Raw genomic sequence first — 11,763 nt, forward strand, 5'->3', positions numbered from 1 at the left:
TCATGTAAACTTTCGATGACAGGTCCGTGACAGCGCCGGGATTTGATGACGCTTTGCCGCAGGCCCTGTTCGATCAGGCGAAGGCGGCCGCCGGCCGCCTTCGCCCTGTCGTCAGAAGCGGGTCGACAGGCTGATGGTGTAGCTGCGACCGAGCTCGTAGTTGTTGAGGATCACCTTGTCGCCGCCCTGGGTCTGGAATTCATCGAACTCCTCGCCGAGCAGGTTGCGGGCTTCAAGGCCCAGGGTGAATTCCGGCCCCCAGATCTGGAACTTCTGGCGGAAGTTGAAGTCCAGGGTGACGCCGGGCTCCTGCAGGAAGTCCGCCGCGCCGGCCCCGCCGCGGGCGGTGGTCCGCTCGCTGGCGTAGTTGGCGAGGATGGTCGCCTGGGTGGCGCCGTCCAGGCTTTCGAAGCCGAACTGGATGTTGGCGATGTGCTCCGACGTGCCCTGCAGGCGGCTGCCGTCGATCACGAAGTTCTCCGCGGGAGCCGGTTGGCCAAGACCCGTGAGCGGGAAGACCAGATCGCCCTCATCCACCTGCACCTCAGCCTTGGTCCAGGTGTAGTTGGCGCCGATCAGCCAGCGCTTGTCGTCCACCCAGTTCATGCCGAACTGGGGTTCGAAGAACTTCTTGAACTCGGCCTCGACCCCGTAGAGCACGGCCTTGGGGGCGTTCAGGAAGGTCTGCTGCAGGCCACCGCCGGTCTCGTTGACGATCGACTCGATCGGCTTGTCGATATCCTTGTAGAAGGCGCCGATGGTGGCGAACTGGCCCCGCTCGAAGTAGCGCTCGTAGCGGATGTCCAGGTTCAGCAGCTCGCTGTCGATCAGGTACGGATTGCCGATGAAGGTGCGGTCCGATTCCGGGTCGAGATAGAGCTGCGGCGCCTGCTCGCGGAACTGCGGGCGGGCGATGGTCTTGGACGCGCCGAACCGGAGCTGCTGGTCCTCGGCGAAGTTCCAGGTGACCGTGGCGGCGGGCAGGACATAGTCGTTGTTCAGCTCCACGCCGAGGGGCTGGTTCGTCGAGAAGAGATCCAGCGCGCGGACGAACTGTTCGCCCTCCTCGTAGCGCACGCCAAGGCTGGCGCGCACGGCGGGAAGGATCTCCCCTTCAGCCTGAAGGTAGACCGCGTTGGTGGTCAGCTTGGCCTCGTAGGCGGCCGCCCCTTCCGAACCCGTCACTTCCCGGAGGAAGAGGCCATTGGGGCCGATGTTGTAGTCCGAATAGAGGAAGTCGACCCGCTGCTGCTGGAAGGCCAGTGACGGGGTTTGGTCCATGGTGAACCGGAACACGCGAGTCACGGAGTCGCGCTCGTTTTCGTAGAAGGCGTAGCCGCCCGACAGCGTCAGATCGACGATCAGCGGATTGTCGAGGCGATAGCGAACATCGACGCCGGCCCCGTAGGTGGTATCTTCCAGCTCGCTGAACCGGATGAAATTCGCGTCCGATTGGGGGTTATGGTAGAAGGTGTCGGCGATCCGCCGGTAGCGGGTCTGCGTCTCGTAAGGCGCATCGCGACGGGTCTGGGCGTAGGACCCGCGCCAGTCGATCTCCAGATCCCCGAAGGTGTGCGCCCCGGTCAGCTGGCTGTTGAACAGCTCGCGCTCGTACCAGGCGGTGTAGTCGTCGCGGATGAAGTTGCTGGAAAGCGTGCTTTCGCCCTCAACCGAGCGGGCTTCCTTGGTGACGTTGCGGACGTAGAAGTTGGTCCACTGGAACTTGTGGTCGTCGAGATCGAGGGCGACGCTGCCCAGGCCGTGCCACTCGACGTCCATCTCGGTGGAGTTGGAGATCAGGTCCTCAGTGATCGACAGACCGCCCAGGCTGACGACGCCAGCCTGCTGGACCGCGCGCCTGGTCTCCCAGCTGCGGTCGTAGCCGCCGACCGCGATGACGCCCAGCGAACCCCAGTCATAGTTCCAGCGCGAGCCCGCCGAGATTCCGAAGCTGCCATTGATCGGCACGTCGTTGGTGGACTGGAGCAGGCGGACATTGGCGTTCTGGAAGCTGCGCCCCATGGTCGCCAGGGTCGCGGCGTCGAAGTTGCTCTGGTCGATGCGCTTGCCCGTGGCGATGCCGGCGGCGATGGCGGCCGGAACATCGCGGGTGCCGTCGTCGAAGCCGGTGAGATCGGACTCGCCGCCGAAATAGGTCAGGCCCTGCTTGAGGGACGTCTCATCATTGGCGCCGAGGCTGAAGCTGAGCGCCAGGAAGGGCTCGTCCGGCACGCCGACGGTGCGCAGGTCGATGACGCCGCCGCCGAACTCGCCCGGATAGTTGGCCGAATAGGTCTTCTGGACGTTCACGCTGGCCAGGATGCCGCTGGGGAACAGATCCAGGGGCACGACCCGCTGTAGCGGCTCGGGGCTTGGCAGCGGCGACCCGTTGAGCAGCGCCGAGGAGTAGCGCTCGCCGAGGCCACGGACATAGACGAAGCGGCCGCCGACCACGCTGAGGCCGGTCAGGCGGGTCAGGGCTTCGGCCGCGGTGCCGTCGCCCTGGCGGACCAGATCGTCGGCGGTGACGATGGAGGCGACCTCGGCCGTCTCGCGCATCACTTCGGGGATGTAGCGGCCGCGGACAACCAGTTCCTGAACCTCAGCCCCGTCAGAGGCCTGGGCGGAGACCACCGCCGGCGCCATCAGCGCTGTGGTGCAGAGAAGGAGGCCCGTGAGGGGGCGGAGCATATTCATGGAAGGTCGCCTTGATTGTCGACGGACGCGAAGAGAAAGGGGGCGGCCCGAAGGCCGCCCCGTTCCGGCTCGATCAGCAGTTGCTTCCGCTGGCCAGACCGCAGGTCCAGCCCTGCCACCAGGTGTCGCTCGCATTGCGAACGGCGCCGACATAGTTGGTGGTGTCGAAGAAGGCGTAGATCGTCTTCGGATCGGTGGCCGTCGCGGCGGTTTCATTGGCGCCGTTGACGAAGCCGTTCAGGGTCGAGGTGTGGTTGGCGTTGTTGTTCGTGCCGGCGGCGAAGAGGGCCTGGGTCGCCGGGCCGTCGACGTCGCTGTCGGCGCGGAAGGCCGTGGCGCACGAGAAGAGCACCGAGTCCCAACGGGGTGCCGCCGCGACGGTGGAGGGGGTGTCCACATCCAGGCAGGCGGTGGCCGGATTGGCCGACACGTGGATGCCGTTCACGAAGCGACCGCCGGTGCCGGTGTTCAGCAGCTGGATGTCGCCCGCGCCGGTGCGGCCCGAGCCGATGACAGTGTAGTTGGCGAACTTGGGCTGGGAGTTGTAGGCCGCCTGAACGCCGACCGAGCTCTGTTCGAAGCCGCGGTCGCCGCCATTGGCCCGCTGACGAACGATCAGATACTGGATGCCGCCGCGCCAGCCTTCATCGGTGTCGACGCTGTCGTCGTCGGCGCCGGTGATGACGATGTACTTGCCGTTCACAGTGCCGCCGAAGAACTCCATGCCGTCGTCGGAGCCGTTGTGAACCTGGACATATTCCAGGGTCGTGCCGGCGCCCACGCCGTTGAAGGTGATGCCGTTCAGCTCGCGGTTCGGCTGGATTTCGAAGCCGGCGTAACGGACCTGGACGTAGCGAAGACGGCCGGAATTGTCGTTGGGGCTATTGCCGCCATAGAGGGCGACGCCGCCTTCGAAGGTGGCGACGCAGTTGATGTTCGGCGGCGTCGTGCCGGCCGGGCAGGAGGCGATCGGCGCGCGGCCGGAGATCACCAGGCCGCCCCACTGGCCGATGGAGTCGGCGCCGGTCGTGCCTTCGATGTTCTGACGACTGGTGAGGATGATCGGGTTGGTCGAGGTGCCTTCGGCGAAGATCTGCGAGCCACGCTGGACGTTGATGTAGTCGAGGCCCGCCGAACCGAAGACGCGCACGCCGGGCTCGATGGTCAGGATGCCCTGCTGGGCGCCGGCCACCGGGTTGGCCGGATCGGCGCCGCGGTCATCGCCCACATCAGTGCGGCCGCCGATCGAATAGATGGTGCCGGCGCGGGCCGGGACGACCAGGTTGCCGGTGATCTTGGAAGGCAGCTGGCAGTTGCGCAGGGTGCCGTTCAGGATGACGCCGACATTGGTGAAGCCGGTCGGGCAATCGGCGGCGGCCTGGCCCGTGCCGGGATCGGTCGGGTTCGTCGGCGTGGTGGGGGTGGTCGGGTTCGGAGGGAAGGCGCCTTCGCCCGGCGAGGCGACATTGTCGGCGCCGCCGCCGCAGGCGGCCAGGGCCATGGCGCTGATCGACACGATCAGCAGGTTTCTGAGGGTGGTGGTGCCGGTCATCTTTATCTCCGCCGTGGCGATGAATTGCGCGCAGGCGCCGGCTTTCCCCAGATCCCATCTTGAGACCTGAACGCCCGCTTGCCCGACCGCCGTTCTAGGTAGGCTGCGTGACAGGTCGCGAACGGATGTGTGACAGTTCTGTGCAGCCGACGGCCTGCGACATCTCGGCCACGGCCTGGGTCAAGACGTTGTTTCTGCTAACGAAAATAGCGCCAAAGGCGTCGGTGATCGCCGATTCAAGCGTGTCGAAATCTGGGCCGTCCGCAGGGGAAAACGAGATTTGTCGCGCCGGGCGCGACAGGCTCAGTCCTCGTTGGGGATGTTCAGGAGCGCGCCGCAGGCCTTGCAGTGAACCGCATCAGGGTCATGCCGCATCAGGCCGCAGACCTGGCAGGTGTGGCGCACCTTGTAGGGCTTGAACAGGGCCTGGGCGAACCGCACGAACAGGGTGATCCCCGAGATCATGATGACGATGGAGACCAGCCGCCCGGTGATTCCCGGCAGGATGATGTCGCCATAACCCGTGGTCGTGAGCGACGTGACGGTGAAATAGAGGGCGTCGATATAGCCGCTGACCCCGCCCTCATCGCCCACATAGATGGTGTAGACGAAGCCGGTGGCGACGAAGACGAACGTCACCAGGGTGGCGGCCGCCCGGATGACGTCCTCCCAGCGCGTGTCATCGAACCGATGGCCGACGGTCTCCCAGAAGAAGTCGCTGTGAAACAGGGTCCAGATGCGCAGCACGCGCAGGAAGGCCAGGTTGATCAGTACGGTGGGGAACAGCAGCGTCAGCAGGACAAAGAGGTCGATCATTACGATCGGCCGCCGGATCCAGGACTTCAGGCTACGCCAGGCCAGGGCCCGGGCGGTCATGTCGACGGCCAGGATCGCCGCCACCGTCAGATCCAGGGGCAGGAAGGCCCGGGACTCCCGCAGGAACGGCGCGGCGATGAAGAAGGCGATCAGCGCCAGGTCCACGCCGATAACCGCCAGCCGGAACCGCACGGCGCCGGGGGACTCGCCGTGATAGAGCGCGCGAAGACGGGCGCGCAGCCGCCAAAGCGCGCGCTTACGTTCCGAAGGTTTGGCGTCCGACGGGGTCAAACGGTCCGCGCGTCTGTGCAGTTCGTCGCCAAAGCTGTCACCTTTCCCGCCTGGCCATCACAGGTCCGTGAGACGCCGCCTTCCGAGGCCGCGCCCATGTTAGCTCTAACCGAGAGCGCCCCGCAGACTGAACCGATAATGCGCAGGGGCCTTATTAGATCGGCGGCCTGAGGCCGACCCGCAGGGGGCCCAGCGCCCCACTGGCCGCCGGCCCGACAAGACAGAACAGACAAGGAGGCCCCGGCGTGGTCAACACGGCAAGCGAACAGGTCATTCTCGGACTCCATGAGAGCTGGAACGCGCTGCTGCGCTTAGGGCCCGGCGCCCTGGCCCTGAACATCGCCCTGTCCGCCCTGGTGATCATCGCCGCCGTCGGCGCGGGCGTCCTTGTGCGCCGCCTGTTGAAGCGCGGCGTGCGCGCCATGCCCGGCCCGGCCGACGCCGAGAAGACCATCCGCACCCGGCGCGTGACCCAGGTCACCTGGGCGGCGTTCGAGACGGGCCTCGTCCTGGGCGCCTTCTTCGCCCTGGCCGCCATCTGGGGCTTTGACATCCTCGGCTGGCTGACCGCGGGGCTGGGCCAACAGGTGGTCGAAGGCGTCATCCGCATCGCCATCCTGGCGGTCGTCACCTTCGCGGCCGCCGAGCTTGCGACCTTGCTGGTCAACCGTCTGCTGGCGCGCATGGCGGCGCGCAAGGAAGCCGGCGTGCGCCGAGAGGCCCAGCTGAACACCATCGGCCCCCTGCTGCATGGGGTGGCCCGGGGCGTCATCGTCATCATCGGCCTGATGATGATCCTGGCCGAGGTCGGGCTGGAGATTGGTCCGCTTCTAGCCGGCGCCGGCGTCATCGGCCTGGCCATCGGATTCGGCGCCCAGACCCTGGTGAAGGACTTTCTCACCGGCATCTTCCTGATCTCGGAGGATATCGTCGCCGTGGGCGACGTGGTGGAGATTGCCGGCTCCAGCGGCGTCGTGGAGCAGATGACCATCCGCACCATCCGCCTGCGGGCCCTGGACGGCACCCTGCACGTCCTGCCCTATGGCGAGGCGCAGATCATTCACAACATGACCAAGGTCTTCTCCTATCACGTCATCGAACTGGCGGTGTCCTATGAGTCGGACATCGACAAGGCCTTCGAGGTGATGGCCCAGGTGGTGGATGACATGCGGGCCGACCCCGACCTGTCGCCCCGCATCCTGGAGCCCCTGGAGGTGATGGACGTCAGCGCCCTGGCCGACAGCGGCGTCGTCCTGCGGGCGCGGATCAAGACCCCGCCCGGCGCCCAGTGGGGGGTCGGCCGCGCCTTCAATCGCAGAATCAAGACCGCCTGGGACGCCGCCGGCGTCGAAATCCCCTATCCGCACGTGCACCTTGTCCTGCCCCAGCCGGCGGAGACCGCGCCGCAGCCGGATAAGAAACCCGCAAAGGCCCAAGCCTGATGCCCCGTCTCGTCGTCATCTCAAACCGTGTGAGCCCGCCCAGCGATGTGGGCGGCGGGACCCAGGGCGGTCTGGCCATGGCCCTGGCCGCGGCCCTGCGGGAGCATTCCGGCATCTGGTTTGGATGGAGCGGCCAGACCACCGAGACCTATAGCGGCCAGGTGGGGGTCCAGCGGGCCGGCGGCGTCACCGTCGCCACCATGGATCTCGAGGAGCAGGACGTTCAGGAATATTACAACGGCTACGCCAACAAGACCCTGTGGCCGCTGTTTCACCATCGCGTGGACCTGACCGCCTATGAGCGCTCGTTCGGCGAAGGCTATGCCCGGGTCAACGCCCGCTTCGCCGAAACCGTCCTGCCGCTGATCGAGGAAGACGACTTCGTCTGGGTCCATGACTACCACCTGATCCCGCTGGCCCAGGAGCTTCGCCGGCGCGGGGTGAAGAACCGGATCGGCTTCTTCCTGCACATCCCCTGGCCGGCCCGCCACCTGATCACCACCCTGCCCCGCCATCCTCAGCTGGTGGAGGCCCTGTTCGCCTATGACCTGGTGGGCTTCCAGACGAACGACTCCCTGGAGGCCTTCGAGGACTATGTGCTGCACGAGGCCGGCGGGTCCGTGGGGGAGGACCACCGGCTGAGCGCCTTTGGCCGCACCGCCGACTTCGGCGCCTTTCCCATCGGCATGGACGTCACCGAGTTCACCGCCGCCCTCGAGCAGGACACGGCCAAGGCGGAATATGCCCGCATGCAGACCAGCATGCTGGACCGCCAGATGATCATCGGCGTCGACCGGCTGGACTATTCCAAGGGGCTGGAGGAGCGCTTCCTCGCCTACGAACAGTTCCTGCATGACAATCCCGACCTGCACGAGAAGGTCTTCCTGCTGCAGATCGCCACCCCCAGCCGGGAGGATGTGGAGGCCTATCAGGAGATCCGCGGGCGGCTGGACGGGGTTTCGGGCCGGATCAATGGGGCCTTCTCCACCGTCGACTGGGTGCCGATCCGCTATGTGAACCGGGGCTATCGCCGCGACCAGCTGGCCGGCATCTATCGGGCGGCCAAGCTTGGCCTGGTGACGCCCCTGCGCGACGGCATGAACCTGGTGGCCAAGGAATATGTGGCCGCCCAGGATCCGGAGGATCCCGGCGTGCTGATCCTGTCGCGGTTCGCCGGCGCCGCCGAACAGATGGGCCAGGCCCTGATCGTCAACCCGTTCAGCCGCGAGGACGTCTCCGACGCCATCCTGCGGGGACTGGCCATGCCGCTGGACGAGCGTCGGCGGCGGTGGGAGACCCTGATGGCGGACCTCAAGGCCACAGACGTCTCGGCCTGGCGCGACGCCTTCGTCTCGGCCCTGATGACCGGCGAGCGGGCGATCTAGCCCCGCTTCCTAGAACGGGAACATCTTGGGGATCACCCAGACAGCGACCGCGCCGGTGATGACGTTCAACGGCAGGCCAACCCGGACGAAGTCCATATAGGTGTAGCCGCCGATCTGCTGGACGATGGCGTTGGTCTGGTAACCCACGGGCGTGGCGAAGGACGAACTGGCCGCCATCATCACCGCCACCACGAAGGGGCGCGGGGAGACGCCGAGGTTCTCGGCCAGGCCGATGGCCAGGGGTGTAATCAGCACCGCCACCGCAGCATTGGACATGATCTCGGTCAGGACGGAGGTGGCGATATAGATGATCGCCAGGGCGGCGATCGGCCCCAGCGGCTGGGTCCAGAGGGCCATCATGTTGGTGGCCTGGAAAGCCAGGCCCGTCTTGCCCAGGGCTTCGCCCACCACCAGCATGCCGCCGATCATCAGCAGCACCTGGGGCCGGAGCCCCGAATAGGCTTCGTCGGGCTTCATCACCTGGAAGGCCATCAGGGCCATGGCCCCGACAAAGGCGACCACGGCGATGGAGAGCCCCCCGGCCGCCGCCCCCAGGACGAAGGCGAAGACCGTCACGCTGACCAGGGCCGGCGCCAGCTTCAGAGGCGGGGCGATCTCCTGCAGGGCCGGGGTCGTCTCGGTGGCGTCGCTGTCGTCGCCGGGCAACAGGCGTGGGGCGACGAAGGCCAGATAGAGCGCGCCCACCGCGGCGACGCAGAGGCCGACGCCGGTGATCTCGAACAGGGTGAAGGGCGCCAGGTGCTGCCGCCTCGCCATGTCGTCCACCAGCAGGTTGGTGGAGGTGCCGATCAGCGTACAGGCGCCGCCCATGATCGAGGCGTAGGACAGGGGGATCAGCAGTCGCTTGGGCGAAATGCCCAGGCGCTTGGCCGAATCCTTGATCACCGGCGCGCCGAGGATCACCAGGGGCGTGTTGTTCAGGAACGCCGACAGCGTGCCGCACAGGGCGATGATGATCGGCGCCGAGGCGGCCCCCATTCGGTCGGTCATATTGGCCGCCGAGCGAATGATGACGCCCATGACGCCCGTGACATCCAGCGCCCGGGCGATGACGAACAACGAGGCGAGCGCCACCAGGGCGGGACTGGCCAGACCGCGGCCGAGGTCCTCCAGCGACACCACCCCCAGACCCAGCAGGGCCGCCGCCGCCGCCATGGCCGCCACGTCGGCCCGGATCCTGTCACTGAGCAGGGCGACGACGACCGCGGCCAGGACGGCCAGGGTGGCGAGCTGTTCGAAGTTCAAGGAGGACCTTTCCCGGGGGGCGGCGTCGCGTCCGCACCATCCTGTGGCGCCGTTGACCTTGGCCGATCCTAGAGGCGGCCCGGGGTTCGGGGAAGGGCCGCTGGCCTAGTCGGGCTTGACCGCCGCCTGCACCTCGATCTCGACCATCATGCCCGGCGCCACCAGGGCCGACACCTGCGAGGTGATCCGCGCCGGACGGTTGGGCTGCTCGGCGTTGGCGAAGAACTGCCGATAGCCCTCCATCATGCCGGCGAAGTCCATCTTCCCGTCCAAGGCCGGGTCGCCCACCAGCAGGACGCGCATCATCACCACGTCGCCCATGGTTGCGCCCTGGCCTTCCAGGATGGCCTTGATGCGGTTGAGGACGCCGATGGTCTGGGTCTTGGTGTCGCCGAACTCCCGCGGCGTCCCTTCGGGGGCGCCTTCGTTGGTGACGGGCGGGGTGATGCCGCTGACATAGATCGTGTCATAGCCGGCCGGCACCACGACGGCGCTGGCGATCGGCGAGGTCTCGGCGCCGATACGCTTGATCTCGGCGGCGGCCGGGCTGGCGGCGAGAGCGGCGAGGGCGGCGGCCAGGAAAAGGGGGGTCGGGCGCATGGGCGTCTCCTTGATCTTGGTTTTCGTTGAAGCCGGAAGGCGCCCTAGGACGCGAGGACCGCGCTACGGGTCTGGGCGGCGAGGGCCCTGATCGTGCGATGGGCCGACAGCACGGCGCCCTCCTGCCAGCCCGGCATCTGGCTGAGATGGGCGCCGGTGAAGTGGAAGGGGCCGTCCGGCTGATTCAGCAGGCGATAGGCCGGCATGTCCATATGGCCTTCCTGTCCGCCGTGGCCCTCCCAGTCGGGCCATGGACCCAGGTTGTGCGGGATCTTGCTCCAATTGACCACCACCGGCTTGGCCAGATCCCCCTCATGGCCCGGATGCACCCGGCCGACCGCGGCGCGGGCGGTGGCGATCTGGGTTTCCATCGGCAGGTCGGCGAAGGCCTTGGCGCCCGGCCCCGAGCCATAGCAGGCCAGCAGCATGCCGCGCTCGGTGTGCAGGCCGTTGCTCGGATACCAGATCAGCGAGGTGTCGCCCCCGACCCAGGAGATGCCGCCGAAGATCTGAGACGCCTCCCAGAACCGCGGCGCCTCGAAGCCGATCTTGTTGGAATAGGCGTTGGGCACGCTGGCCACCGCGGTCTTCACCGGCGGAGAGAAGTCCGATGGGATCCCCGCCAGGATCGACAGGGGGATGGTGATGACGGCGAAGTCGGCGGCGATCACCTGCTCGACGCCGCCCCCCTGCCGATAGGCCACCTGGACGCCCTGGCCGGAGCGGCCAATGCGGGTGACCTGGGCCTTGCGCAGGATCGGGCTGGCGACGGCCCGCTCGAAGCCGGCCACGATCTGGTCCATGCCGCCCACCGGCTGGAACATGGTGGCCTGCATGTTGATATTGTCCTCGAACAGGGTCGCCCGGAGCTGAGGATTGGCCAGAAGGTCGCGCAAGGGAACGGGCGGACGGCGCTGGCTGAACTGGTCGGCGGCGCCTGGTGCCTGGGCGAAGCCCGACCGCTCCGTGCCCTGGAAGCTCATATCCTCCGACAGGTCGCCATAGGCCCGTAGGAACGGCAGCAGCTTCTCCTTGTCGGCCAGGGTCAGTTCGGCGTCCAGGGCGCCCTTGTTGATCGCCTTGGCCAGCAGTTCGGAGACGTGGCCGCGGGTGTCGTTGATCCCCTGGCGCAGCTGGATGGGCTTGCCCCCATGGGCCTTGTCGCCCCACAGAAGGGCGCTGCGGCTGACATTGATCTCGACTTCGAGCGGCACGCCAAGCTTGCGGCAATAGGCCAGCAGACCCTCGTGGTGGCTGGGAATGCGGGCCGGCCCCGCATTCATGTAGACATCCTTCTCGAAGGTGACGGTCTGGTCGGCCTCGCCCTCCATCTCGACCTTGTCGCCGCCGCGCAGGGTCCAGTTGCGACCGCCGAGCCGGTCGCGGGCCTCCAGGATGGTCACCGAAAACCCGGCCCGCTCCAGTTCATAGGCGGTGACCAGACCCGCAATCCCCGCCCCCAGGATCACCACCCGGCGCCCTTGGCCGAGATCAGGCGACAGGGCCGGGGCGGCGGCGGCCTCGGCGGCGTTCAGCCCCAGGGCGGTCATGGCGCCATAGGCCGCGCCCAGCCCGCCCACGGCCCCAAGGCGATGCAGAAATAAACGCCGACTGACACTCATGACTCGACCCCGCCCAAACGCTCGACGGACCTAGAGCGTTGGGCGGCCGTCGGCTTGGCAAGACGCGACGGCGCGCAAGACCGGGACTCCGA

8 protein-coding genes are annotated in these 11,763 nt (G+C 67.2%); 2 read left to right on the forward strand and 6 right to left on the reverse strand.

The window, feature by feature from the left end; all coding sequences use genetic code 11:
• Positions 1–111: 111 nt before the first annotated feature.
• From Q7S93_RS06010 to Q7S93_RS06020, 3 genes are all read right to left on the reverse strand, one after another.
• Complete coding sequence (locus tag Q7S93_RS06010) at positions 112–2,697, reverse strand: TonB-dependent receptor domain-containing protein (RefSeq protein ID WP_304712832.1); 2,586 nt, start codon at positions 2,695–2,697, stop codon at positions 112–114.
• 73 nt (positions 2,698–2,770) lie between these two features.
• Complete coding sequence (locus Q7S93_RS06015; RefSeq protein ID WP_304712833.1) at positions 2,771–4,249, reverse strand: hypothetical protein; 1,479 nt, start codon at positions 4,247–4,249, stop codon at positions 2,771–2,773.
• 303 nt (positions 4,250–4,552) lie between these two features.
• Positions 4,553–5,356: a potassium channel family protein gene (locus tag Q7S93_RS06020; RefSeq protein ID WP_304712834.1), complete on the reverse strand. Its 804-nt coding sequence runs from the start codon at positions 5,354–5,356 to the stop codon at positions 4,553–4,555.
• Between the two features lie 245 nt (positions 5,357–5,601).
• Here Q7S93_RS06020 and Q7S93_RS06025 point away from each other — a divergent pair, with 245 nt between their 5' ends.
• Together Q7S93_RS06025 and otsA are read left to right on the forward strand one after the other, a co-directional pair.
• On the forward strand, positions 5,602–6,798 hold the full coding sequence (locus tag Q7S93_RS06025) for a mechanosensitive ion channel family protein (protein ID WP_304712835.1): 1,197 nt from the start codon (positions 5,602–5,604) through the stop codon (positions 6,796–6,798).
• Positions 6,798–8,183, forward strand: a complete 1,386-nt coding sequence (otsA, locus tag Q7S93_RS06030) for an alpha,alpha-trehalose-phosphate synthase (UDP-forming) (protein ID WP_304712836.1) — start codon at positions 6,798–6,800, stop codon at positions 8,181–8,183. The genes Q7S93_RS06025 and otsA overlap by 1 nt, the downstream gene beginning before the upstream one ends.
• Positions 8,184–8,192: 9 nt before the next feature.
• On the opposite strand, the gene Q7S93_RS06035 is transcribed toward otsA, so the two are convergent.
• The 3 genes from Q7S93_RS06035 to Q7S93_RS06045 form a co-directional block, all read right to left on the reverse strand.
• A complete protein-coding gene (locus Q7S93_RS06035) occupies positions 8,193–9,449 on the reverse strand; it encodes an SLC13 family permease (RefSeq protein WP_304712837.1) in 1,257 nt (418 codons plus the stop codon).
• Positions 9,450–9,554: 105 nt separating this feature from the next.
• Complete coding sequence (locus tag Q7S93_RS06040; RefSeq protein WP_304712838.1) at positions 9,555–10,049, reverse strand: RidA family protein; 495 nt, start codon at positions 10,047–10,049, stop codon at positions 9,555–9,557.
• Positions 10,050–10,093: 44 nt separating this feature from the next.
• The gene (locus Q7S93_RS06045; RefSeq protein ID WP_304712839.1) at positions 10,094–11,671 is read right to left on the reverse strand and encodes a flavin monoamine oxidase family protein; all 1,578 of its coding nucleotides are present in this window, start codon (positions 11,669–11,671) and stop codon (positions 10,094–10,096) included.
• Positions 11,672–11,763 lie beyond the last annotated feature (92 nt).

The sequence above is a fragment of the Phenylobacterium sp. genome (genome assembly GCF_030646615.1).
Taxonomy (GTDB): domain Bacteria; phylum Pseudomonadota; class Alphaproteobacteria; order Caulobacterales; family Caulobacteraceae; genus Phenylobacterium.

Bases quoted from the DNA above. Each gene is read 5' to 3' on its own strand.
- Q7S93_RS06040 (WP_304712838.1), bottom strand. From the start codon at position 10,049: ATGCGCCCGACCCCCCTTTTCCTGGCCGCCGCCCTCGCCGCTCTCGCC.
- Q7S93_RS06010 (WP_304712832.1), bottom strand. From the start codon at position 2,697: ATGAATATGCTCCGCCCCCTCACGGGCCTCCTTCTCTGCACCACAGCG.
- otsA (WP_304712836.1), top strand. From the start codon at position 6,798: ATGCCCCGTCTCGTCGTCATCTCAAACCGTGTGAGCCCGCCCAGCGAT.
- Q7S93_RS06015 (WP_304712833.1), bottom strand. From the start codon at position 4,249: ATGACCGGCACCACCACCCTCAGAAACCTGCTGATCGTGTCGATCAGC.
- Q7S93_RS06045 (WP_304712839.1), bottom strand. From the start codon at position 11,671: ATGAGTGTCAGTCGGCGTTTATTTCTGCATCGCCTTGGGGCCGTGGGC.